Genomic DNA, 25,917 nt, shown 5'->3' with positions numbered 1-25,917 from the left:
CATACGCTTAACCAATCTTTTTCTTGAGAGTACCTATCTTTGCACCATCAAATAAACAACTAATAAAAGACATAAGCAGAATATAACATGTACGACATATTGAGGCTATATGGGGGACTTAGAATCAGATGCCTGTGGCGGATGATTAGGGAGCTGAAACTCGCGGCTATTTCCGCCCTGTTGCTCCTTATGTTATTGGGAGTAATAACATGGAAAGAATTGGGGACGGCTCCCGTCTATTATAGCATGCTGGTTGATGTAACCCTGCTATTGGCCTGGCACCTCACGCGCAGCGATAGCGTGTTTCTCTGCTCCATCTTTTGCGAAAGATGTACGAAGATGTTGTTCTTCGCGGAATACACGCTTCTGTCCGCCCCTTTCCTGTGTTTCTTCCTCTATCGTAGCGCACCTTGGGCTGTAGCCATCGTTCTACTGGCATTGGTGATCGTGTGCTTCTTGCCTTGCGGAGGCATCTCCTTGCGCCTGCCCACATGCCCGTGTCTGGCCTCCGGCAGTTACGAATATCATCGGGCAGCGCGCCTCACGCTCCCCCTACTCTTGCCACTCATGGCGGCAGGAGCCATTGGTGCCTACATCGGCAACCGCCATCTGGTCATCGGTGTCAGTATGATAGCCGTTTCTGTCTTCAGCATGTTGATGATGCGCGAGTGGCATATGGAGTATCTGTTTCATTACAAGAGTGCTGCAAGGTTTCTCCGGCTGAAATTGCTGTTTGCCCTGAGAAATGCGTGCATCATCTTTCTGCCTTTTATCGTATGTCTGCTACTTGTTGCCCCCAGTTGGTCGCAGTTGCTTTTAGGCGAATCCTACTGCCTTGGTGCAAGTCTTCTGCTGTTTCAAGTAGAAATGCTTTGCTTCGTAAGCGGCGGAACCAACAGTGGCAACGATCTCATATCAGCCCTTGTGTATGTGGCCTTGAATGTCATTTTCTGCGTGTCGGCACTGGTGCCACAGGCCTTAGTGCTCTCCGTCATCGTGTCCGTCATACTGGCTTATCATGCCTATTTAGTAATCAAGAAATATAAATGATGATTGAAATCAGGAACTTAACAAAGAAATATCGTGAGCTCACGGTCATCGACAACTTCTGCCACTCGTTTGATGGCGGCAAGGTGTATGGCATCATGGGCGAGAACGGCGCAGGCAAGAGCACGCTGTTCAGATGTATTGCCGGAATCGAGTCGTACGACGGTTCAGTCGTCGTCAACGAGAACAAGCAGATTGGTTACATGAACGATACGCCCTTCTACTACTCTTACGTCACAGGCATGGAACACATCGAGTTCTGTCTGCGTGCCAAGGGTAAGACCATCAGCCGAGACGAGATTGAGCAGTTGAATGAGAAGTTCGCCCTGCCGCTCCAGAGATACGCCAGCAGATACTCCTTAGGCATGAAAAAGCGCCTGATGCTGCTGACGTTGATGCTGCAGGACAACGACATCGTCATCATGGACGAACCCTTCAACGGCATCGATCTTGCCGGAACAATCATCCTAAGACAGTGGCTCAAGGACCTAAAGGCCCAGGGCCGTTGCGTCATCCTTTCCTCACATATCGTTGCTGCCATCGCTGACATCTGCGACGAGATGACCTACATCCACCAGGGTAAGGCCGTCTGCGACTTCTCAGGTATGTCAGCAGCATCTATCGAGCAATATATCATGGAAGAAATCCTATCATCGCATGCACCAGGTCAGGTTTGATTATAAAACTATCATAAATATCGGCACAAATATAGCAAAAAGTCAGCAACAATTCGTATTTTTGCCAGCAGTTTTAAATGTATTTAGGCATTATGTGTATGATAGACCAGATTATTGATTTCAATAAGGAGTTTGTGGCTCAAAAAGGCTACGAAAAGTATCTGACAGACAAGTACCCCGATAAGAAACTGGCGGTACTTTCATGCATGGATACCCGACTGACAGAACTACTCCCTGCGGCTCTCGGTCTGAAGAACGGTGATGCGAAGATTATCAAGAATGCAGGTGGCCTGGTTATCTCTGCTTTCGACTCAGCCATGCGTAGTTTGATTGTCGCCATATATGAGCTTGGTGTGCAGGAGATCATGGTGGTTGCACACTCTCACTGTGGAGCCTGCCACATGAGCTATGACCACTTCCACCACGAGATGATTGCCCGTGGCGTGACAGATGAAACGCTCGACACCATACGTAAGTGTGGGATCGACCTCAATCAGTGGTTGGAAGGTTTTAAAGACACACCTACCTCTATTCGTAAGACCGTTGAGACCATCAAAACTCATCCGCTTGTACCGAAGGACATAATGGTTCGTGGTTTTATCATTGACTCAGAAACAGGAGCATTGGAGGAAATACAATGAAGAAACGAAAAATCAAGTTTTCTGCTATATTTTCTCTTTGCTGGTTTGCCCTTTTAGTCTTGCTGGTTGATGGAATCATAAAATTCCAAACACTGGTAGATTATTTCGGGTCGTACGTATTGGTAGAGATTGCATTATTGCTATTAGTTATTCTGCCAACAATGGGCGTTTACGCATTTACAAAGGAAAAACAGTAAAGTATTCTAATCTTGAGAGCAAAAACATGATATAACAGAGAGAATACGTTTGATTGAGTATGATAACCATCGATACTATAAACATGTGCTCGCACCTGCAACGCAAGCTATTCGAAAAGGATGGCCAATATCATTCTCTATGGATAGCCATACAGGATGATTCAGAACTGACTGCCGTAGTCCGTTCTCGCCAGCTACATATTTATCGCAATGGCAAGAAAGTGCTTGTACTGGCAGGAAAGTCTGCACCAAAGATTATCAGAGAGGACCCGATTTGCAAGCTGTTACAAATTGAGCGTATCAAGTGGATGGAGCAACGTTTTAATTATGCCTTGGCTGCCATCAAGGATGGGACTGTAGATTCGCAGAAGGCTATCAAAGATGATATTGCCGAACTCAGCAAATACTATGGTAGTGAGTTGTGGAAATTGGACTTTGCTGCTGATGAAGCAGGAAAACTTCCCCCAGACCTCAAACGCGGAGTTCTATCAGAAGACGGCATTTGGAACCTGCTCGCAGACTATCATGAGACTCAAAAGAAAATCGTAAAGCCGTACAGTCAGCCGTAGTGCTCATCATTTTACTAATACTTATTGCTCTAATGATATGGGCTTTGGCAAGTTTTGGTAGTTACTTTTATTCACTAATCACCTAATAGTCAAGCATTTAGAATTAAATTAAAATTTTACTCAGTGGTGTGAGTAATTTTACTCAGTGCAAATAAACTACACTTTTCAATGAGTTTTAGCACCCAAAAACTACACTTTTCAATAAAAATCCCCATACAAAATTACAAACAACCGAACCAAACTTTCACAAACGACCGAACAAAATCACCACAAACAACCGAAAAATCAAAAAAAATTTGGACAATTCAATATAAATCTGTAACTTTGCGCACAAAATCAACAACGAATAAAATGATGGATAATATGTATAAACCAAGAATTGTTGACAGACTTTTGGCTCGCAAGCTGGCAGGTAAGGGTGCAGTGTTGATTGAAGGACCAAAATGGTGCGGCAAGACAACGACAGCGCGCCAGCAAGCTAAGAGTCTGCTTGATTTAGGAGACACAGAAGTTTTAAAACAGAGCAAGCTGATGATGGAAATCAGTTCAAAGACGCTCCTTCAAGGCGAAACACCCAGACTGATTGACGAATGGCAGACGATAACAGAACTATGGGATACTATCAGAAATGAAGTGGATAAGCGAAATGCGTTTTCTCAATTCATCCTGACTGGTTCTACAGTTGCACCACAGGCTGAAGATACAGTTCATAGTGGGACGGGGCGTATTGGCAGAGTCAAGATGCGTCCGATGAGTCTATATGAGTCTGGAGAATCTACGGGTAGCGTCAGCCTAACAAATCTCTTTGATGGCGAGACGTTTGCTCCCCAACCCAATAGCATCGATTTGGAGCGCATTGCCTATCTGACTTGTCGTGGCGGTTGGCCTCAAGCAACAATGCTAGAAGGTGATATTGCACTGGATCAGGCTTTTGGCTATGTTGATGACATAGCAGAAAGAGATATACAACGAGTAGATGGTGTAAAACGCAGCCCAGAACGTACGCGTCTGTTGCTTCGTTCTTATGCCCGTAATATTTCTCAGCAAGTGCCCTATAGTACCATTAAGGCCGATATGCTATCAAACGACGCAAAAACACTTGACGAGGATACCGTCGCTGACTATATCAAAGCTCTAAGAAAGCTTTTTGTGATTGAAGACCTCGATGCATGGAATCCTAACATCCGCAGTAAGGCTGCGATTCGTACTAGCGATACTCGTCATTTCGTTGACCCAAGCATTGGTACGGCATCATTAGGTTTAGGTCCAAAAGACCTGATAAACGATTTGGACTCATTTGGTCTTATCTTCGAAGATATGGCTGTACGCGACCTACGTGTATTTGCTGAAGCACTTGATGGGAAGCTCTATCATTATCGCGACAGTTCAGGGCTTGAGTGCGACACCGTGCTACATCGCCGTAATGGAACATATGGACTGATAGAGGTAAAACTTGGCGGCGAAAAGCTGATAAACGATGGTGCTGATGCATTGAATACGCTTGCAAACACCATTGATACAACGAAAATGAAAAAGCCTTCATTTAAGATGGTTCTTACAGCAGTTGGGCCTTATGCATACCAAAGGCCAGACGGCATATTTGTGGTTCCCATTGGTTGTTTAAAAGATTAATATAAACAAGACAAACAAAAAATCCCCGCCAAGGTAAAACTTGACGGGGTTCTTTTTTATAGTGATTGAAGGGATTACTCCTCAACTGCTGCCTGTGCGGCGGCGAGGCGGGCGATGGGCACGCGGAATGGAGAACAAGATGCGTAGTTCATGCCAATCTTAGCGCAGAACTTAACTGAGCTGGGCTCACCACCATGCTCACCACAGATACCGCAACGCAGGTCAGGACGAACCTCACGACCCTCATTAACGGCAAACTTGATGAGACGGCCAACACCCTTCTGGTCGAGTACCTGGAATGGGTCAACCTTCAGAATCTTCTTATCGAGGTAAACAGGCAGGAACGATGCGATATCGTCGCGGCTGTAACCGAAGGTCATCTGAGTAAGGTCGTTAGTACCGAATGAGAAGTACTGAGCCTCTGAAGCAATCAGATCGGCTGTGAGGGCAGCACGTGGAATCTCAATCATTGTACCAATCTCGAACTCAACCTCGATACCATACTCAGCGAATACCTCCTTAGCGGCATACTGGATAACCTCCTTCTGCTGCTTGAGCTCGTTGATAGTACCAATCAGCGGAACCATGATCTCAGGCATTGGGTTCTTACCCTCCTTCTTCAGCTCACAAGCTGCAGAGAGGATAGCCTTGGTCTGCATAGCGGTAATCTCAGGGAATGTGATACCCAAACGGCAACCACGGTGACCCAGCATTGGGTTGTTCTCAGCGAGTGAGTCGACACGGCGCTGGATTTCCTCCAAGCTTACGCCCATCTCCTTAGCCATGGTCTGCTGACCAGCCAGATCGTGGGGAACGAACTCGTGGAGAGGGGGATCGAGCAGACGGATGTTAACGGGCAGACCGTCCATAGCCTCGAGGATACCCTTGAAGTCAGCCTTCTGGTAAGGCAGCAGCTTAGCAAGAGCCTTCTCACGTCCGGCAACGCTGTCGGCCAGAATCATCTCGCGCATAGCAACAATCTTCTGGTCTTCGAAGAACATGTGCTCGGTACGTGTAAGACCGATACCCTTAGCACCGAAAGCGCGAGCTACCTGTGCATCGTGTGGAGTATCAGCATTGGTACGAACCTGCAGCTTGGTGTACTTGTCGCACAGGTCCATCAGCTCCTTGAAGTCGCCAGAAAGCTCGGCAGCCTTGGTTGGAACCTCGCCAGCATATACCTGACCAGTTGTACCGTTCAGAGAGATGAAGTCGCCCTCCTTATATGTTACACCGTCGATCTCAACAGTCTTATCCTTATAGCTTACATTCAGAGCACCAACACCCGATACGCAGCACTTACCCATACCACGAGCCACAACGGCAGCGTGAGATGTCATACCACCACGAGCGGTGAGGATACCTTCAGCAGCAGCCATACCAGCCAGATCCTCAGGAGAGGTCTCGATACGTACGAGTACTACCTTGTGGCCATTCTCGTGCCACTCCTTAGCGTCGTCAGCGTGGAATACAATCTGACCGCAAGCAGCACCTGGAGAAGCAGGCAGACCCTGAGCGATAACCTTAGCCGAAGCCAAAGCCTTCTTATCGAATACGGGGTGCAACAGCTCGTCGAGCTTCTGAGGCTCGCAGCGCAGGATAGCAGTCTTCTCATCAATCATACCCTCGTGCAGCAGGTCGATAGCAATCTTAACCATAGCAGCACCAGTACGCTTACCGTTACGTGTCTGGAGGAACCAGAGCTTGCCCTCCTGTACGGTGAACTCCATATCCTGCATATCGTGATAGTGATGCTCCAGCTTATCCTGGATACCATTCAGCTCGGCATAGATCTCAGGCATAGCCTCCTCCATCGAAGGATACTTGGCAACGCGCTCCTCCTCAGAGATACCAGCGCGCTCAGCCCAACGCTGAGAACCAATCTTGGTAATCTGCTGTGGTGTGCGGATACCGGCAACAACGTCCTCACCCTGAGCGTTAACCAGATACTCACCGTTGAACAGGTTTTCACCGTTAGCAGCATCGCGGCTGAAGCATACACCAGTAGCTGATGTATCGCCCATATTACCGAATACCATGGCCATTACTGATACGGCTGTACCCCACTCGTCGGGGATTCCCTCCATCTTACGATACAGGATAGCGCGCTCGTTCATCCAAGAACGGAACACAGCGCAGATAGCACCCCAAAGCTGCTCGATAGGATCGTTGGGGAAGTCCTTACCAGTGCGCTCCTTGATGGCAGCCTTGAACAGCTGAACCAGCTTCTTCAGGTCCTCAACAGAGAGGTCCTTATCGAGCACAACACCACTCTCCTTCTTAACCTTCTCGATAATCTCCTCGAATGGATCGATATCAGTTTTATTTACGGGCTTCATCTCGAGTACAACATCGCCGTACATCTGTACGAAACGACGATAAGAGTCGTACACGAAGTGAGGATTATTTGTCTTCTTAGCCATACCCTCGGCAACCTCGTCGTTCAAACCAAGGTTCAGGATGGTGTCCATCATACCAGGCATTGAGGCGCGGGCACCAGAACGAACAGATACCAACAGAGGATTCTGGGCATCGCCGAACTTACAGTTCATCAAATCTTCAATGTGCTTCACGGCAGCCATCACGTCATCGTTCAGCAATTCCATAATCTTCTGCTGACCAACCTGATAGTACTCATTACAACAATCTGTGGTGATTGTAAAACCTGGAGGAACAGGCACACCAATGTGGTTCATTTCAGCAAGGTTAGCACCCTTACCGCCAAGCTCCTCACGCATCTTTGCGTTTCCTTCGGCCTTTCCATTTCCGAAGAGATAAACTCTTTTCTGACTCATACGTAATATTTATTTTTGTTGATGATAAATTATTTTTGATTAGATTCTGCAAAGATATTAAAATTCCATCAAATACACAAGAAAATAAAGCAAAAATTGCAAACTCGACCTTACATTTTTGTTTTTTTGACCTTTAAGGCATTAATAAATTTGGTTTTTCGCTCAATTTGCACTACCTTTGCAGCCAAATTAAGAAAGATTATGGCAAGAAACAAGAAACCATTACCGCTCCTTGAGGGCGTGGTGATTGAAGCTGTGGCTGCCGAGGGCAAATGTTTGTTCCACTGGAACGATCTGGTGGTGTTTGTGCCTTTCTGTGTGCCTGGCGACGTGTGCGATGTACAGATTCGCCGCAAAAAACACTCCTTTGCCGAGGGCGAGGTTGTTAGATTTATAGAATTAAGTAAGGTACGCGCGACCCCCTTCTGCGCCCACTTCGGTGTGTGCGGTGGTTGCAAATGGCAGAACCTGCCTTACGAAGAGCAGCTCAAGTTCAAGCAGCAGCAGGTGTACGACCAGCTGCACCGCATAGGCAAGATAGAACTGCCCGAGTTTATGCCTATCCTAGGTAGCGTTCACACTCAGGCGTATCGTAACAAGCTTGATTTCGGATGCGCCAACAAGCGCTATCTCACCAAGGAGCAGATTCAGACATTGCCCAACGACCAGAGCCAGAGCTTGAAGGACGTACCAGCTATCGGATTCCACATCACAGGTGCTTTCGATAAGATTCTGCCTATTGAGAAGTGCTGGCTGATGGACAACCTGCAGAACGAGATTCGCAACGAGGCCCGTGAGTATGCGATGGCCAACGGCTTATCGTTCTTCGACCTGCGTGCCCAGGTAGGACTGCTGCGCGATATCATCATCCGCAACAGCGCCAGTGGCGAGTGGATGGTCATCTTCCAGTTCCACTACGACCGCACATCGGCCGAGGCGCTGGCCCAGAGCGAGGAACAGGCCAAGGGACTGCTGCAGCACATCGCCGACAAATTCCCACAGATTACCTCGCTGATGTATCTCGACAATCAGAAGTGCAACGATACCATCGGCGACCAGGAGATATTGGTATTCAAGGGTATCGACCACATCTACGAGTTGATGGAGGACCTAAAGTTTAAGGTTGGTCCCAAGAGTTTCTACCAGACCAACACCGAGCAGGCCTACCACCTGTACTCGGTAGCCCGCAACTTTGCCGGACTTACTGGCAACGAACTGGTTTACGACCTTTACACAGGTACAGGAACCATTGCCAACTTTGTAGCCAAGAAGGCACGCAAGGTGATTGGTATCGAGTATGTACCCGAAGCTATCGAGGATGCCAAGATCAACTCTGAAGTAAACAAGATTGGCAACACCCTGTTCTATGCAGGCGATATGAAGGATATTCTGACAGAAGAATTCATTGCCGAGCACGGACGTCCGGATGTAATCATTACCGACCCACCACGTGCCGGTATGCACCCCGATGTGGTAAAAACCATTCTTGGAGCAGCACCAAAGCGCATAGTTTACGTAAGTTGCAACCCAGCCACTCAGGCTCGCGATTTGCACGATCTCGACGTAGATTATCGCGTGGCAGCTGTTCAACCCGTTGATATGTTCCCCCACACACCACACGTAGAGAACGTGGTGCTGCTGGAGCGCAGATAAAATAATTTGGGGCAAATACTTGGGAGTTTCAATAATTTTTCATATATTTGCCCCAAGTTTAACTAAAAACATTTTTGACGAGCAACTACATTACTAATTTTTAAACTCATATTACAATGAAAAAGGTATTTTGGATGATGGCGCTTATGGCGTCGATGACAATCACAGCTAACGCCGAAAATCTGGTTGAAGCAAGTGATAATCTGGAGCCCTTATCAGATGCTGACGTAGCACTTCTCAACTCTATGGAGGCTACACAGCAGAAGGCTACCATCGAGGTACCCGCCTGGGTAAACAACATCAAATTCAGCGGCTACGGCATGCTGCAGTATCAGGCCGAGGACAAGGATAATGCGCACAGCAATACATTTAATCTGCGTCTGGCCCGTTTCATCTTAGATGGTAAGATTGGTGATTTCGACTGGCGTGCCCAGATTCAGGGCACCAACGCTACCGGTCCTGGTCAGCCTACCGTTCAGTTGGTCGACCTCTATGCTGAGTGGCGTAAGTATCCCGAGTTCAAGATTCGTGCAGGTCAGTTCAAGCGTGCCTTCACTTACGAGAACCCCACCCACCCCATCACACAGGGATGGCGTAGCTATGCCGACGTAATCAACAAGCTCTCTGCTTTTGGTGACCGTACAGGTGAGAAGTCGTCAGGTGGTCGTGATATCGGTATCCAGTTCTCGGGTGATCTGTTCCCCAACGCCAATGGTCGCCGTGTGTTCCACTATCAGCTGGGAATCTACAACGGTGAGGGTGTGAACCAGAAGGATATGGACAACCGTAAGGATATCATCGGTGGTGCATGGATTATGCCTATCAAGGGCTTGCGCATCGGTGCCTTCGGATGGACAGGTAGCCGTGGTGGCATGCTGGATCCTAATACTGGCAAAACCATCAGTATTAAGAAGAACCGTTATGCCCTGTCAGCCGAGTACGACCTGAACGATTACACCTTCCGCGCTGAGTATATCCACAGCCAGGGTTGGGGTGCTAAGTCGCCTGGTAACAACGTACGTGAGATCGACTACAGCAAGGGCGACAAGGCCGATGGTTGGTACGTATTTGGTATCGTGCCTCTGGTTAAGAGCAAGCTCTACGCAAAGGCTCGTTATCAGACCTACCGTAATCAGAAGGAATGGGCTACATCAGTTAATCAGGTTGAGTGCGGTTTGAACTATCGCTTTACCAAGAATCTCGAGCTGCATGCTGAGTATTCACGTGTAAACGATCGCTCGCTGGCTAAGCACAACTACAACTTGTTCGACATGGAGCTCGACTTCAGATTCTGAAGCGCATAAAGAGCACTCGCCACGATAGCCACCAGCTCTACCAACCAGTAGACGATGCCATCCAAGAAGATGGTGCAGGCATAGGCGAGAAATCCAAACAAAAGCAATACGATTGCATATCGATATACGGCTGCCGACATACGGTAGCCGTATTTTTTATAAGCATAACCGTTAATCATCAGGCACTCGAACACATGCGCCAATGTGATGGCAATACCAGTACCCAGCAAGCCCCAATACTGATAGCCCACTACCATCAGCAGCACAAACGCCACATAATACGCTGCCTCTAACATCAGATAGGTCATCGAATAGCCTCGTGCCAACGTGATGTAAGCCACAGGCATTGTGAGCACCTTGAAAAACATGGCCAATGCAGCCACCTGCGCCATAGGCACTACGGGCACAAACTCGCTGGTAAAAAGATAAGGAATAAGTATTGGCAACAAGGCGATGAGGGCTGTAAGCATGGGGGCCACTATCAACAGCGACACCTCCATCTGGCGATTCACCGTAAGATTGGTTGCTGCCACATCATGGTTAACAGCCGAGAGACGCGGATAATAATCGGTTTCCATAGCCGAGAACACCATACCTGCATAGGTAATGGTAAGCATATAGCCTGCATTATAAAGGCCCAGCACTTCAAGATCGCCCATCACATTCAGGTACGAGCGCACAAACATCTCGGCCCCGCTACCCACAATGCCTGCCAACGTAAATGCCACACCCAGGCGTACCATTTCCATACCCTCGCCCAGAATGCCTCGCGTGCCTCGCAACTGCAACGGAAATATGCGCCACGAGAACCATAATGTGGCACTCATGGTAGCAAACGCCATCAGCACAATAACAGGCACGATACCTGCCTGACCGAACATATAATAAATAGGTATGGCGATAACCAACGACGCCAAGGCAGCTACAATTTGTACCAAAGCCAAGGCCCCCAGCTTTCGCACGCCTTTCAGGATAGCCGTTTCGCCTCCCGTAATAGCCAGCATACCAATGGCAGGCGCCAACAACACAAAATGCAGGGTGTGATTGCCCCACGAGAAGGTGGCATTACTGAAAAACGGACCTAAAACCACGCATACCAGCATACCCAGCAAAGCAGTAAGTAAGCACCAGCCACGCACCACTTTTACATAGTGGGCAGTATGCTCGGTATCGCCGGCATCGTAGCATTCCGATATATGGCGCACCGCACTCATGGCAATACCTAAGTTAGTGGCCTGTGATATCAGCTGCACCGTGGTATTAAAGAGCGACACCAAACCCATACCACCAGGACCCAGCAGCATGGCCACGAATTTATTGCGCACAAGACCTATCAACACATTCAGGCCTTGCACCCCGCCAAATACACCCGTGTACTTCAGCACGTGGCTATAACTCTCGTTGCGCTCTTCGTTCATAATTCCTTAAAAACAAACGCAAAAGTAAGCAAATTATTATGATTATCCAAATTAATTTGGAATTTTGCTCGCTTATTCGTACCTTTGCAGCCATAATGGTAGCAAATCAACAAGAATCAACACCGATGGTGAGTTTTATCATCACCTATTACGAGTTACCCGTAAAACTGCTTTGCGAGTGCCTCGACAGTATCTCTGCGTTATCGCTCAGCGACCAGGAACGTCAGGTTATCATTGTCGACGATGGTTCCGAGAACAGTCCGTTACCAGCCCTCCAGCGTTATGCCGATAAAGTGATTTATCTGCGACAGAAGCATCAGGGACTGAGTGTGGCCCGCAACACAGGTATCCAGATGGCTACCGGCAAATATCTGCAGTTTGTGGATGCCGACGACCAACTGATTACATCGGGCTACAATGCTTGTCTCGACATCATCCGCAAGCATACCGATGCCGACATGGTGCTGTTTGATTTCGCCGACGAGCCAGCCACCAGTGGTACCAGTTTTATGCGTCACCACAACATCCACGGATCAGCCTGTGGCTACCTGTTCCGCCGGACTACCTTAAGCGATTTGCGATTTACACCAGGCATCTATCACGAGGACGAGCTCTTTACCCCTCAACTGCTGATACGTGCCGAGGTAGTTTATCCCACCCAGGCAAAAGCTTATAGCTACAATAAGCGCCCCGACTCTATCACTACAAACCAGGATGCAACCCACATAGAGAAACGACATACCAATGCCCTGCAGGTGATTTTTGAGTTGAACAAGATGGCCGACCGTTTGCCCAAGAACGATCAGCTGGCTATGGATCGCAGAGTGGCCCAGCTTACGATGGACTATCTCTACAACACCATCATCCAAACCCGTTCGCTATCCGTCACGCTGCAACGTATCCAAGTGCTGCGTGCCGAGGGTTTGTTCCCCCTACCCAATCGCAACTACACCAGCAAATACCAGTGGTTCCGCCGCCTGTCGAACAGTAAATTAGGTTTGGCCACCCTTGTCAAGGTGCTGCCACTCATGAAGCGAGAAAGATGAGGATACTACTCTTTGAGGATTATAGCACGCTGCACACTCTACTGGCAAAGGGACTGCGCGAGTTAGGCCATCAAGTAACACTGGTGGGCAATGGCAATATGTTTCACGATCTGCCGCGCGACATCGATATACGGCGCAGCGATGGTCCTTTTTCCGGCATCCGCCACATGGCCCGGATGCTCAGTCTGCTGCCACGCTTCACAGGCTATGACATCGTGCAACTCATCAATCCCGACTGCTTCGGCTTAAAGGCAGAAAGAGAGTATTTCTTCTACGATTTTCTGCGCCGTCACAACCGCAAAATGGTGGTGGGGGCTTTTGGTTGCGACTGGTATTGGGTGGACGATGGCTTGCACCACAAGACCTTCAGATATGGCGATTTCTATATTGGCAACCAGATGCGCAACGACGCTGCTGCCCAACAGTTTATTCACGAATATGTAAACACGGCCAAGGGCGACTACTGTCGCTATGTGATGGAAGATGCCGACCGAATCCCCACCTGCCTCTACGAATACCAGGCTTGCTATGCCCATTATTTCCCCGAGAAGAGCGAATATATCCCGCTGCCCATAGAGATAGAGAACGACACCCCAACCCACCTGTTCGATGGTAAACGCCTACGTTTCTTCATCGGCATCGACAAGGCTCGCAGCCAGTACAAGGGCACCGACATCATGCTGAGTGCTCTGGAGCACATAGCCGCCAAGCATCCCGACTCCTGCGATATCATCAAAGTGGAGAACTTGCCCTATGCCGACTATCAGCAGTCTATGAATAGCAGCGACGTAATGCTCGACCAACTATACAGCTACACCCCTTCCATGAACTCGCTGCTGGCCATGAGCAAGGGCATCATCGTGGTGGGCGGTGGCGAACCCGAACAATACGACCTGATTCATGAAACCAGTCTGCGCCCCATCATCAATGTTGAGCCCACCTATGAGAGTGTGTGCGCCCAGTTAGAGTGGCTGATAACCCATCCTCAAATAATCAACCAATTAAAGGCCGACAGCATCAGCTACGTCAAGAAACATCACGATTACAAACAGATTGCCCTCAGCTACGAGGCCATGTACCAGTCATTACTTCAGCAATCTGAGCGCCGATAACACTTGGCGCGAAACGCCTTTCCACCAGTTCTGCCAAACGTCGCCCTTCCTCTTCTGTCACAGGTCGGCCGACGGCTTTCTGCATCTCCTTCATCAAAGCTTCGGCATCGCCTACTGGCACATAGCGAAAACCAGCATCCAACTGCATACTCTTGGGCACCCCTTGGGTTGATATGGCAGGTATGCCAGTGCTCATCGCCTCGGCTATCACCAGTCCTTGCGACTCATTGCGAGTGGCCAGCACCAAGGCATCCGACTGATAGTATAGCCGTTTCATCCCCTCGGCATCCAATGCGCCATGACATGTCACGTTGCCTTTCAGTCCATAGAATCTCATCAGCTTTCGGCAGTCCTTACTATCAGTACCACGTCCAGCGATATGCAATTCTGTTTCAGGACACACCTTTGCCAAAAGGGCAAAGGCCTTGAACAGCACGTCATAGCCTTTGCGATGGTTAAACACCGCAGGGCAACAGAAAACAAACGGACGGCCATCCAAGGGTTGTCGTTTCTTGAATGCATAGAAGTCGGTATCCACCACATTGCTGATGGTGACATGGCAAAAATCATGTCCAAAATAGTCAGCCAACTCAGCCACCAGCTCATCCGACACGGTAATCACCTGGGCAGCCTCATGATAAGCCTCCTTCAGCAGCGGCACCTGCCAAGCCGTCGAAGGTGCAGGCCCCAATTCGGGTTCCAGAATCAGTTTGGGCAGATGTTCGGTGATAACATATGGTATGCCATACTCCCTACTGATAATCATGGCAGCATAGCCAGCCCATTTAGCACAGTGGGCATGCAGAATATCCGGTTTGCCGTATTTAGCTACATACTCGGTAAACATCGAGCACACTATATCCACCCAACGCATGACATTGTGGTGTACCATGCGTGGCAAACCACGCTGAAAGCTCTGATAAATGGTAATGCCATCGCGCTCGTGCTCAAAACGACAAGAGGGAAGGACCAGAAAGTCCTTCCCTCCGATGGTGATACCTAATTGCACATTACTTAAAATACGAACCTCATGTCCTAAAGCCTTTAAAGCTTTAGCCTGCTCCAAACAGAACTCGCCTCCGTAAGGGGTAAAGAATGAAGGGATTTCGAGTATGTGCATAGCATAGCCTTATGCCTCAGCAGGAGCCTCCTCAGTAGCGGGAGCCTCAGCAGCGGCAGCAGCAGCCTCGGCCTCAGCCTTAGCAGCAGCCTCAGCAGCCTTCTTATCAGCTACCTTCTTAGCAATTGCCTCGTTAACAGCCTTCTCAGCCTTCAAAGCGTTAGCAGCAGCGTCCTTCTTTGCCTTAGCCTCAGCCTCAGCGATCTTGTTCAGACCGTTCTGCTTGTCAGCCTTCCAGGCGTCGAACTTCTTCTGTGCAGCAGCCTCATCGAAAGCGCCCTTCTTTACGCCACCCTTCAGGTGCTTCATCAGGTAAACGCCCTCACGGCTCAGGATGTTACGTACAGTGTCAGTGGGCTGAGCACCTGTCTCTACCCAGTACAGTGCACGCTCGAAATTCAGGTCAACTGTGGCAGGATTGGTGTTAGGGTTGTAAGTACCAATCTTTTCAGTGAAACGACCATCACGTGGTGCACGAGCGTCGGCGATTACGATGCTGTAGAAAGCATAACCTTTGCGACCACCGCGCTGCAATCTGATTTTTGTTGCCATTTTTTAAATCTTTAATTTTTTGTTAATAATTTGAATTTCATGCTCTTAACTCGTAAAAGCGGGTGCAAAATTACAACTTTTCCGTCAATCCACAAAATATTTTCATCTTTTTTTGTATTTTTGCACTCTGAAATGTCACAACGTAACGAAAAACAGTTATCCATTCTGATTCCAGTGTACAATCAGGTATGCGTGGAACTGGTAAACCGATTGCATGAGCAAGCGGTAAATCTTGGCATTGATTTTGAGATACTTGTAGCCGATGACGGGTCGACAGATCCAAGTTGTATCGAGGCTAACAGTGCGATAGATAATCTGAGTAATTGCAGATTCCTAAGGCAGCCCGAAAACATGGGGCGTGCTGCCATCCGTAATTATCTGGCTCGCGAGTCATCCCTCGCGTACCTATTATATATAGATAGCGATATGAGTATCATCAGCCCCGATTTTCTTTTGCGCTATTTATCATGCTTACCAGCTACTGTGGTAGATGGTGGTGTGGTAATCAAAGCCACAAACGATAAACAGAAACAATTGCTACGCTATCGTTATGAGAAATCCGAGGAACTGAACCACATAGCAACAGAACGCCAGAAGCGCCCCTACCAGCATCTGCACACTGCCAATCTGCTGATAGAACGCCAACTGATGTTGCAACACCCTTTCTGCGAACGCATCAGGCATTATGGCTACGAAGATGTGTTGTTAGGCAAAACGCTGCAGCGCCATCATGTGCCCATTGTTCATATCGATAATCCTGTTGGGTTCTGCACCTTCGAATCGAATGCCGATTTTGTGGCAAAAACCGAAGAAGGTCTGCGCACACTCTGCGAATTCCGCAACGAACTGAGAGGCTATTCGCGTTTGCTCACATTAGTTCAGGGTATCCATATCCCCGCCATTCTGTGGCTCATCCGCCTGTGGCACCGATTGTTTGGAGCAACAGAAAAGCGGAACCTTTGTGGATCCCGCCCTCTACTCTCTCTTTACCAATTATACCGCTTGGGGTATTTCCTTACTCTACTCAAGCACCGAGAAGGTTAGTTTCTCGTAACCTTCAAAGTCGTCGAACTGAATCTGGAAGTCGGCATACTGGTAGTAGTTACCGCCAGTATTATGCGTATCCTTCAGTGAGTTACTCTTAGCCAGTGTGTTCAGAATCTGATTGTAAACCACCTTGTCGTTGTTATCATCAGCAATCTGAATGGCCATAGATGTAACAATTCCACCTACTACCTTATAGGTGTAATCACCTGCAGCATAGAGCTGGAACTCATCAGTTTCCAGGATTGTCTCCAGTTCACCAACCTTCTCTACGAGTTCGTCGTATGTCAAGTTTACATGTGTAATGGGCACGCGATTCTCGTCGAGCTTAATATAAGTGGTGTCACACTCACTGGTGACCTGAGCATCCTCTGCATAGCTTACGATCGGACCCATCATCAGGGCGATCAGTAAAATTGTAACTTTTTCTTTCATCTTCATATCAATCCATCTTTGTTTCACGGTGCAAAGGTAATAATTTATAAGGTACCCTCCAAGCGTTTTTGGCTAAAAATTCATAAAATAACCGCCTGCGGGCTACTTTTTGACCGAAATCAAGCCGCAGGCGGTTACACTTTGCTATTTAAACGCTTAAAATGCGCTCATTTTATTTTTTCACTGGTCGGATAGCGAATGTAAAGTCATAATCCTTATACTCCATCATGTACTCCTTTCTGGGCCATGCACCCCATGAGTTTACGCATCCCAGTCCCATCTGGCGCTGCTGGATATGCACCTGAGTCAGTGGGCGCTCAACCAGGTCGCCAGAGTGGCGTCCAATCTTCTTGTCCTTCACAGCACCGTCGTCCAGATCCTCTGTCAGGAACTTCAGCGCGCTGGCCTCCATAGGCGCATTGCTGTAGAACTCCAGTCCGTTGCCCTCAGCATTCACTACGCGGAACCAACGCACATCGGTGTGGTTACCAGACTCCTGTGGACGGATGTAAGAGAAGTACTCGTTCGAAACCTTATTTTCATACACACCGATAAACTCGCTCGAATTGCGGTCGATATAGTTCTCCACCGGACCACGACCATAGTAGCAGATAGCATCAAACTCCTGAGGCATCTGCAGCTGCACACCATAGCGGAACATAGGAGCCACTTTGGCATCCTTATCAGCAGCCAACTGCTGGCGAACAATCACCTCACCCTCGGCAGTCAGTGTATAGGTCATGGTCAGAGTAGCCTTCACATCAGGCATATCAAATACCGATGTCACGGTGTTGCCATCAACCTTGCAGTCCTTCAGTTTCATCTGTGGGTTCTTCCAAACACCAAAGCGGTTCTGCAGTCCAGCACCGTAGTCGTTATCTGTTGGTGCACGCCAGAACTCAGGAACGATGCTCTCGCGATCCACCAGCATGGCCTTACCATCCACATCCAGATAGTCAATCCAACCACTCCACTTTCCAATGGTCAGTGTCGTACCGGCAGCCTCCATCTTCACGTAGCTCTCGGTTTCTTCAGTGTTTATTGTTTCATGTTTAATGTTTAAAGTTTCATGTTTCGCTCGAACTTGTTCGCTTTGCTTGCAAAGAATGTTTAATGTAGGATACTGATAGTTGTTCAGTGCAAACTGCTGACGCGCCATCACCTGTCCCTTCTCTACCAGTGGCTCAGCCTCCTTGGTCTTGAACTGGAAGATCACAAAAATCTCCTGATCGCCATGGTGACCCAGCACACGCTCGATGGTCTTTTTCAGTGTCTCATCAGTAATCACCTTACGCTGCTGTGGAGCAATACCGCTCACATCAATCTTACCACCGTGTCCGAAGGTCATACCCTCAGGACGGTTGCCATCGTGATGATGTGCGCCTGCACCACCAACAAACCACTCCAGCTCCAGGTCGTCGAGTGTCTTAAAGAAGTTCTCGTTGTAAACCTCAAAGCGTCCTTCTTTCAATCCCTTATCAGCAATCCAGGCGTTCTGATAGTAGTAGCGCACCTCATAGGCATGAGGATTCAGTCGGCGGTCGGGTGCGATAATACCATTACAGTTAAAGTTGTAGTCGCTGGCAGGATAGCGGCCATAGTCGCCACCGTAAGTAAATATCTCCTTACCAGTAATCTTACTCTTATCGCGCATACCCTGGTCCACGAAGTCCCAGATATAACCACCCTGGTAGTGAGGCTCCTTGCGAATCAGGTCCCAGTACTCTTTGAATCCACCCATCGAGTTACCCATGGCGTGAGCATACTCACACTGAATCAGTGGTTTCTCAACCTTACCGCCAGTCACTTCGCCCTTCGAGTATTTCTCGCTCCAGTTATAGTCGGCATACATGGGGCAGTAGATATCTGTAGCACCCTCGATGCCTGCACGCTCATACTGGCATGGACGTGTCTTATCGTATGCCTTCACCCAAGCGTAAGCCTTCTCAAAGTTGGCACCGTAGCCAGCCTCGTTACCCAAGCTCCACACAATAATGCTGGGGTGGTTCTTATAGGTAATCATGTTACCCTCCTGACGCTCAATGTGAGCCTTCTCAAAATCAGGACGGATAGCCAGTGTCTTCTCATTGTAACCCATACCATGGCTCTCCAGGTTGCTCTCAGCAGTCAGGTAGATACCATACTCATCGCACAGATCATACCAACGTGGATCGTCGGGATAGTGACAGGTACGCACAGCATTGATGTTCAGCTGCTTCATAATCTTGATGTCCTGAATCATGCGGTCCACACTTACGATGTAACCACCATCAGGATCCAGTTCGTGGCGGTCGGCTCCCTTAATCAGGATAGCCTTACCGTTCACCAGCAGTTGTCCGCCCTTAATCTCAATATGGCGGAAACCAATCTTCTTCTTGATAACCTCAAGTGTCTTGTTACCCTGCTTCAGATATATAAATAAGGTGTACAGGTTAGGTGTCTCAGCAGTCCAAGCCTTTGCATTAGGTACATTAAACATTAAAGATGAAACATTAAATTTCAGTCCTTCAGCCACTGCATTTCCCGCAGCATCGTATAGGCTTGCTTCAAGGTTAGCCTTACCTGCCAGTTTCACATCTACATTCAGCACACCATTGCCCTGCACGTAGTCCTGACCGATGGTAATATCCTTGATGTGTACCTTTGGTGTAGCATAGAGATACACCTCGCGGGCAATACCTGTAAAGCGCCAGAAGTCCTGGTCCTCCAGATAGCTACCGTCGCACCAACGCATAATCTGCATGGCAATCAGGTTCTTACCTGGCTTCAGATACTTGGTGATATTAAACTCAGCAGCCACCTTCGAATCCTCCGAGTAGCCCACGTACTTACCGTTCACCCAAACAGCCAGGTTACTGGTAGCCGAACCTACATGGAAGAAAACCTCCCGTCCTTTCCAGTTTGCAGGCAGGTCGAAAGTGCGACGATACGAACCCGTGTAGTTGTTCGTCTCGCCAATGTATGGAGGTTCGTTCTTAAAGGTTGTGCTCCAAGCATATCCCATGTTCTTATAGGTCTTGTCGCCATAGCCCTCAATCTCAAACAAACCGGGGACAGGAAAATCCACCCATTTAGAGTCGTCATACTTCAGGGCATAGAATCCCTTAGGCGCATCCTGATGGTTCTTTACGAAATTGAACTTCCACTTACCCTCCATCGACAGGTAGCGGTCGCTCTGCTTTTTGTCGCCCTTAGCTTTGTCCTCATTCTCGAAGGCAAAGAAGTGTGCCCTACGCGCTTCGCGGTTCTGCTGGTTCACACTGGCGTCCCTCCACACGGGTGTTTTCTGTGCACTCGCAACTGTGAATGCACCACACACACATAATAATACAAGTTTCCTAATCATATTGGTTGTTCATTAATGAATTTTTTGATAATCCGTGCAAAGATAGCAAGAATTCATCAAAACACCAAGCAAACTCCCTATTTTTTAACATCCTCTTACAGGTTCCGTATGTTACGTGTCCCCAAGGGGACATAAATTTTATTAGTTCATATCCTTATTAGTTTTCATCAAAAAACAAATTGATTAGCAATCATAATCAAGTTGTTTTTGACTCAAAAACAAGTTAGAATTTACTGACTATCAATTTGGCAAAAAACACGTGAATTAATTCAAAAGGGGCAATGAATTAATTCATGAGAGGTTTTGAATTAATACACAAAAAACTCCTGCCTTGATTCATAGCAGGAGGATTACATTATTTTATAACACTTGCAACCTTGTTTGTTAATTCGATGAACTGGGGGATGGAGAGCTGCTCGGGGCGGCGGGTCATCATCTCGTCGTCGAAGAAACCTGCGGGGGCAGGATGGTTGGCATCGAAAATCTGACGAAGAGAAACACGCAGCATCTTGCGACGCTGGTTGAAAGTGGCTTTTACCACACGACGGAACAACTGTTCGTCGCAACCCAGATCGGTCACCTCGTTACGCGTCATGCGGATAACGGCACTCTGCACCTTGGGAGGCGGATTGAATACGCCTGGCTCTACGGTAAAGAGATACTCCACATTATACCAAGCCTGAATAAGTACCGACAGGATACCATACTGTTTGTTGCCTGGCTGTGAGGCCATGCGAACTGCCACCTCGTGCTGAATCATACCTGTGCAACAGGGAATCAAATCCTTATTGTCGAGCATCTTGAAGAAAATCTGCGACGAGATATCGTAAGGATAATTGCCTGTAAGCACAAACTGCTGACCATCAAACACCTCACGAAGATCCATACGTAGGAAATCGCCACCAATGATGTTATCATTGAGACGTGGAAAATTCTCCTGCAGATAGGCTACACTCTCGCGGTCGATTTCGACGACCTTGAAGGGACGGGGCTTCTCTACGAGATATTGAGTCATCACACCCATGCCAGGACCAACCTCCAGTACAGGAATGTCGGGACAGGCATCTACGGTATCGGCAATACGCTTGGCGATATTCAGGTCGGTCAAGAAGTGCTGACCGAGATTTTTCTTGGGTCGAACTTGTTTCATGGGTGCAAATATAAAAAAAAAATCGCAGATTAGAAAATCTGCGACTCCATTTTTCAATTTTTTGTTCAATTACTTATTGTTGTCTACATTAACAGCAACGGTTACTACCAGTGATACAGCTAATGCGAAGGCAGCCATGGTCATTAATAAAAAACTTGTCTCTAAAGTTACCATAATTAATTCCTTTCTCTAATCTTTTATTTATTTGTTATCCTTAAAACCGCTGCAAAGGTACGACTGTTATCGCACACAGCCAAGAAAATAGTAGAAAAAAGCCAAAAAAGTGAGCTTTCTTTGACACGTATCAATTATTATTCGTACTTTGGCTTCGCCGAAGGTACTTCCACTCGGAAATAAAAATAAATTCGGATTTATTTTGTATTTCACTCGTTTATTCGTACCTTTGCCCCCATGGAATTAAAAAACATCATCAGTAGCGTTGCTAAAGTGGTACTGCCTTTTATACTTGGCGGCGCCATTTTGTGGTGGATGTATCGTGGTGAGGACTTCTCGACTATCAGTCGTGTGCTGACTGAGGAAATGAACTGGACTTGGATGCTGCTATCATTCCCCTTTGGAATCTTGGCACAGATGTTTCGCAGTTGGCGATGGAAACAGACATTGGAACCGATGGGCGAGCACCCTCGTTCGTCGGTGTGTCATCATGCGGTGTTTATATCGTATGCGGCCAGTTTGATCATTCCACGTATCGGCGAGTTTTCACGATGCGCCATACTTAAGCGCTACGACGGCATATCATTCTCGAAAGCCTTAGGCACAGTAGTTACAGAGCGTGCCGTGGATACGCTCATCGTGATGATATACTCGGGTATCATCCTGCTTGTAGAGATGAGCGTGTTTGGCACCTTCTTCCGCAAAACAGGCACATCACTCGACAGAATATTAGGAGGTTTCTCGGTAACGGGATGGGTGGTAACAGCCATCTGCGCTGTGGCAGTACTGATACTGTTGCATCTGCTACTGAAAAACTTCTCTATATATAATAAGGTAAAGATGACGTTAGGTGGCATCTGGGAGGGTGTGCTCTCGCTGAAGGGGGTACGCAACCTGCCACTCTATCTGTTTTTCTCGATAGGCATCTGGGTGATGTATTTTCTGCATTACTACCTCACCTTCTTCTGCTTCGACTTTACCGAGAACTTAGGTATCGGCTGTGCATTGGTATCGTTTGTGGTAGCCAACTTTGCCGTTATCGTGCCTACGCCAAATGGTGCTGGTCCGTGGCATTTTGCCATCAAGACCATGCTGATTCTTTATGGTGTGGCTGATGAGCAGGCCCTGTGGTTTGTACTGATAGTTCATACCGTACAGACGATGTTGGTGATTGCATTAGGCATCTACGCCTGGGCAGCCTTACTGTTTACGAAACGTTTTAACCCAATTAAAAAATAAACTATGAGTGAGATTAAAAATCTGAACCCAGTGTGCATCTGGAAGAATTTCTATGCACTGACACAGGTTCCACGTCCTTCTGGACATTTGGAGAAAGTACAACAGTTTCTGCTTGATTTTGCCAAGCAGGCAGGTGTAGAGGCCTTTAAGGACCCCGCTGATAACATTGTGATGCGCAAACCCGCCTCGCCAGGTATGGAGAAGAAGAAGGGTGTGATTCTGCAGGCACACATGGACATGGTTCCACAGAAGACACCTGAGAGCACTCATAACTTTGAGACCGACCCCATTGAGCCATGGATTGATGGTGAGTGGGTAAAGGCCAAGGGTACTACCTTAGGTGCCGACAACGGCTTAGGCGTAGCTGCCATCATGGCTGTGATGGAGGATAAGACCTTGAAACACGGACCTATCGAGGCACTGATTACTGCCGATGAGGAGACTGGTATGTTTGGTGCCAACGCCCTGCCCGCAGGTGAACTGAATGGCGACATTCTGCTGAACCTAGACTCTGAGTGCTGGGGAAAGTTTGTGATTGGTAGCGCTGGTGGTATTGATGTAACTGCTACTCTGGATTATAAAGAGGTAGAGACCGAAGCCGACGACGCTGCTGTAAAGGTAACCGTAAAAGGACTGCGTGGCGGACACTCAGGATTGGAGATTCACGAGGGTCGCGGTAATGCCAACAAGCTGCTGGTTCGTGTGGTTCGCGAGGCTATCGAGGAGTGCGAGGCCCGTTTGGCCTGCTGGCAGGGTGGCAACATGCGTAACGCCATCCCATTCAAGGCTGAGGCTGTGCTCACATTGCCAAAGGAGAATGTAGCAGCCCTGAAGGAACTGGCTGCCGACTGGCAGGACGATTTCCAGGACGAGTACAAAGGCATTGAGAGTGGCATCGAGGTACTATGCGAGGATGTAGAGACACCAAAGATGGAGGTTCCTGTTGAGATTCAGGACAACCTGATTAACGCTATCTATGGCTGTCATGATGGTGTGATCCGTATGATTCCCAGCTATCCTAACGTGGTAGAGACATCAAGCAACCTGGCCATCATCAACATTGGCGAGGGTAAGGCTTCGCTGAAAATTCTGGCTCGTTCAAGTCGTGAGGATATGAAGGACTATATTGTAAAGACTTTGGAGAGCTGCTTTAACATGGCAGGCATGAAGGTTGAGACTGCTGGCAGCTACGGCGGCTGGGATCCCAACCCCGAGAGCGAGATTCTGAACCTGCTCTGCAAAGAGTATAAGGCGCTGTTTGGCCAGGATGGTATCATCCAGGTTGACCATGCCGGATTGGAGTGCTCTATCATCTTAGGCAAGTATCCACACCTGGATGTAGTAAGCTTCGGTCCCACCATGAAGTCGCCTCACACCACTACCGAGCGTGCCCTGATAGCTACTGTAGATCCATTCTGGACACTGCTGAAGCACACACTCGAGGTTATTCCTGAGAAGTAGTTTTTTGGCACGGATTACACGAATTAACACGGAGTATTTTTATACACAATCGAAAACTTTCGTGTAATTCGCGTAATTCGTGCCTTAAAAATTTGTTTTTTCAATTTTTCTTTTTACCTTTGCACACGATAAATTAATTTAATAACAAACATTATGGACGATTACCCGGCGAATAGTTACAACTGTTAGGCTGGAGGGTGGCAGGCAAGACCGCTAATCCTCTTGCCGCTAAGTCAATTATCAATTGTCAATTTTCAATTGTCAATTTAAAATGAAGGATTAGCAAAATGAAGACATTCTGGAATACCCAAGGCGGACTGACCCAGATAAAGGACTGGCAGCCCAATTGCTGGATACAGGTGACATGCCCCACCGAAGACGACCAGCGCGAACTCGAAGAGAAGTTTAATATCCCCGACTACTTCATGTCGGACATCAGCGATACCGATGAGCGTGCACGTTATGAGTACGACGACGGTTGGATGCTGATTATTCTGCGTATCCCTTACGTAAAAGAGATACGATCGCGTACGCCATACACCACAGTGCCCTTGGGTATCATTCATAAACGTGATGTGACTATTACCGTTTGTTTTTACGAAACAAACGTGATGATTGATTTCGTGAGTTTCCAGCAGAAGCGTGGCGAGGGCTTTACCGACCACGTAGATATGATTTTCCGTTTGTTCCTTTCGAGTGCCGTTTGGTACCTGAAGCGACTGAAGCAGATTTCGATGCTGGTAGATAAGGCCAAACGCAACCTGGATAAGGAGGTGAACAACGAGAGCCTGATAGGCTTGAGCCGACTGCAAGACTCGCTCACCTACTTCCAGACCTCTATCCGTGGTAACGAGACCCTGCTGTCGAAACTGAAGTTCAAACTGCAGATTGACGAGCTGGATGCCGACCTGATTGAGGACGTAACCATTGAGATGACACAGGCTCGCGAAACCACCATGATTTACTCGAACATTCTCGAGTCGACTATGGACACTTATCAAAGTATTATCAATAACAACATGAACACCGTGATGCGTACACTTACTACGGTAACCATCCTGATGATGATACCTACGCTGGTGACGTCGATGTTCGGTATGAACCTAATCAACGGCATGGAATCCAAACCATGGGGATTCATCTTGGCAGTCATCATTTCTGTCGCCATTTCGGCTATTGCATGGGGTATTTTCCGTCATAAACGACTGGTTTAGGCCTCAAAAACGCAAAAAAACGCCAAAAAATTAGGTTAATTAAATAATAATGTTTAATTTTGACCCCAAATGTTGATGATGCTAAGCATCATTTAGTAAT

20 protein-coding genes and 1 pseudogene are annotated in these 25,917 nt (G+C 47.9%); 14 read left to right on the top strand and 7 right to left on the bottom strand.

What is annotated here, in order from left to right; genetic code table 11:
* The first annotated feature begins 141 nt into the window (after positions 1–141).
* The 6 genes and pseudogenes from T499_RS0104475 (at position 142) to T499_RS0104450 (ending at position 4,763) form a co-directional block, all read left to right on the top strand.
* Positions 142–1,050, top strand: coding sequence for a hypothetical protein (locus T499_RS0104475; RefSeq protein WP_033149878.1), 909 nt, complete (start codon positions 142–144; stop codon positions 1,048–1,050).
* Positions 1,047–1,724 carry an ABC transporter ATP-binding protein gene (locus tag T499_RS0104470; protein ID WP_052173383.1) on the top strand — a complete coding sequence of 226 codons (678 nt, stop codon included), beginning with the start codon at positions 1,047–1,049 and terminating at the stop codon, positions 1,722–1,724. The genes T499_RS0104475 and T499_RS0104470 overlap by 4 nt, the downstream gene beginning before the upstream one ends.
* A 98-nt stretch (positions 1,725–1,822) precedes the next feature.
* The gene (locus T499_RS0104465) at positions 1,823–2,365 is read left to right on the top strand and encodes a beta-class carbonic anhydrase (RefSeq protein ID WP_033150203.1); all 543 of its coding nucleotides are present in this window, start codon (positions 1,823–1,825) and stop codon (positions 2,363–2,365) included.
* A gap of 259 nt (positions 2,366–2,624) precedes the next feature.
* Positions 2,625–2,849, top strand: a pseudogene (locus T499_RS14950) (hypothetical protein); the annotation flags it as partial.
* Positions 2,850–2,870: 21 nt separating this feature from the next.
* On the top strand, positions 2,871–3,131 hold the full coding sequence (locus T499_RS14945) for a DUF4298 domain-containing protein (protein ID WP_232221065.1): 261 nt from the start codon (positions 2,871–2,873) through the stop codon (positions 3,129–3,131).
* 363 nt (positions 3,132–3,494) lie between these two features.
* Positions 3,495–4,763: an ATP-binding protein gene (locus T499_RS0104450; RefSeq protein ID WP_369793366.1), complete on the top strand. Its 1,269-nt coding sequence runs from the start codon at positions 3,495–3,497 to the stop codon at positions 4,761–4,763.
* A gap of 74 nt (positions 4,764–4,837) precedes the next feature.
* Here T499_RS0104450 and ppdK read toward each other — a convergent pair whose 3' ends face one another.
* Entirely contained in the window at positions 4,838–7,558 is a 2,721-nt protein-coding gene (gene ppdK / locus T499_RS0104445) for a pyruvate, phosphate dikinase (protein WP_033149875.1), read from the bottom strand.
* Positions 7,559–7,759: 201 nt separating this feature from the next.
* On the opposite strand from ppdK, the gene rlmD reads away from it, so the two are divergent.
* Together rlmD and T499_RS0104435 are read left to right on the top strand one after the other, a co-directional pair.
* A complete protein-coding gene (gene rlmD / locus T499_RS0104440) occupies positions 7,760–9,211 on the top strand; it encodes a 23S rRNA (uracil(1939)-C(5))-methyltransferase RlmD (RefSeq protein WP_033149874.1) in 1,452 nt (483 codons plus the stop codon).
* Between the two features lie 116 nt (positions 9,212–9,327).
* A complete protein-coding gene (locus T499_RS0104435; RefSeq protein WP_013063537.1) occupies positions 9,328–10,506 on the top strand; it encodes a porin in 1,179 nt (392 codons plus the stop codon).
* Here T499_RS0104435 and T499_RS0104430 read toward each other — a convergent pair.
* Positions 10,467–11,924 carry an oligosaccharide flippase family protein gene (locus tag T499_RS0104430; protein ID WP_033149873.1) on the bottom strand — a complete coding sequence of 486 codons (1,458 nt, stop codon included), beginning with the start codon at positions 11,922–11,924 and terminating at the stop codon, positions 10,467–10,469. The genes T499_RS0104435 and T499_RS0104430 overlap by 40 nt on opposite strands.
* A 95-nt stretch (positions 11,925–12,019) precedes the next feature.
* Here T499_RS0104430 and T499_RS0104425 point away from each other — a divergent pair, with 95 nt between their 5' ends.
* Together T499_RS0104425 and T499_RS0104420 are read left to right on the top strand one after the other, a co-directional pair.
* Complete coding sequence (locus T499_RS0104425) at positions 12,020–12,970, top strand: glycosyltransferase family 2 protein (protein WP_033149872.1); 951 nt, start codon at positions 12,020–12,022, stop codon at positions 12,968–12,970.
* Entirely contained in the window at positions 12,967–14,082 is a 1,116-nt protein-coding gene (locus T499_RS0104420; RefSeq protein ID WP_033149871.1) for a glycosyltransferase family protein, read from the top strand. The genes T499_RS0104425 and T499_RS0104420 overlap by 4 nt, the downstream gene beginning before the upstream one ends.
* Here T499_RS0104420 and T499_RS0104415 read toward each other — a convergent pair.
* Positions 14,030–15,202, bottom strand: coding sequence for a glycosyltransferase (locus T499_RS0104415; protein WP_033149870.1), 1,173 nt, complete (start codon positions 15,200–15,202; stop codon positions 14,030–14,032). The genes T499_RS0104420 and T499_RS0104415 overlap by 53 nt on opposite strands.
* A gap of 9 nt (positions 15,203–15,211) precedes the next feature.
* A complete protein-coding gene (locus tag T499_RS0104410) occupies positions 15,212–15,754 on the bottom strand; it encodes a 30S ribosomal protein S16 (RefSeq protein WP_013063861.1) in 543 nt (180 codons plus the stop codon).
* A gap of 132 nt (positions 15,755–15,886) precedes the next feature.
* Here T499_RS0104410 and T499_RS0104405 point away from each other — a divergent pair, with 132 nt between their 5' ends.
* Positions 15,887–16,798, top strand: coding sequence for a glycosyltransferase family 2 protein (locus T499_RS0104405; RefSeq protein ID WP_033149869.1), 912 nt, complete (start codon positions 15,887–15,889; stop codon positions 16,796–16,798).
* Here T499_RS0104405 and T499_RS0104400 read toward each other — a convergent pair.
* The 3 genes from T499_RS0104400 to rsmA form a co-directional block, all read right to left on the bottom strand.
* Entirely contained in the window at positions 16,775–17,233 is a 459-nt protein-coding gene (locus T499_RS0104400) for a hypothetical protein (RefSeq protein ID WP_198021238.1), read from the bottom strand. The two genes, T499_RS0104405 and T499_RS0104400, sit on opposite strands and share 24 nt — an antisense overlap.
* A 172-nt stretch (positions 17,234–17,405) precedes the next feature.
* Positions 17,406–20,576: a glycoside hydrolase family 2 TIM barrel-domain containing protein gene (locus T499_RS0104395; RefSeq protein ID WP_369793365.1), complete on the bottom strand. Its 3,171-nt coding sequence runs from the start codon at positions 20,574–20,576 to the stop codon at positions 17,406–17,408.
* A 358-nt stretch (positions 20,577–20,934) separates the two neighbouring features.
* A complete protein-coding gene (gene rsmA / locus T499_RS0104390) occupies positions 20,935–21,729 on the bottom strand; it encodes a 16S rRNA (adenine(1518)-N(6)/adenine(1519)-N(6))-dimethyltransferase RsmA (protein ID WP_033149866.1) in 795 nt (264 codons plus the stop codon).
* Positions 21,730–22,140: 411 nt separating this feature from the next.
* On the opposite strand from rsmA, the gene T499_RS0104380 reads away from it, so the two are divergent.
* The 3 genes from T499_RS0104380 to T499_RS0104370 all read left to right on the top strand — a co-directional run bounded on the left by T499_RS0104380 (position 22,141) and on the right by T499_RS0104370 (position 25,817).
* Positions 22,141–23,142, top strand: coding sequence for a lysylphosphatidylglycerol synthase transmembrane domain-containing protein (locus T499_RS0104380; protein WP_033149864.1), 1,002 nt, complete (start codon positions 22,141–22,143; stop codon positions 23,140–23,142).
* Positions 23,143–23,145: 3 nt separating this feature from the next.
* The gene (locus T499_RS0104375; protein ID WP_033149863.1) at positions 23,146–24,603 is read left to right on the top strand and encodes an aminoacyl-histidine dipeptidase; all 1,458 of its coding nucleotides are present in this window, start codon (positions 23,146–23,148) and stop codon (positions 24,601–24,603) included.
* Positions 24,604–24,890: 287 nt separating this feature from the next.
* The gene (locus T499_RS0104370; protein ID WP_013064835.1) at positions 24,891–25,817 is read left to right on the top strand and encodes a magnesium transporter CorA family protein; all 927 of its coding nucleotides are present in this window, start codon (positions 24,891–24,893) and stop codon (positions 25,815–25,817) included.
* The last annotated feature ends 100 nt before the right edge of the window (positions 25,818–25,917 follow it).

This window comes from Prevotella sp. RM4 (assembly GCF_000701965.1).
GTDB classification, from domain to species: Bacteria; Bacteroidota; Bacteroidia; order Bacteroidales; family Bacteroidaceae; genus Prevotella; species Prevotella ruminicola.
Note: the sequence above shows the minus strand (reverse complement) of the source record. Positions and strands in the feature narration are given on the sequence as shown.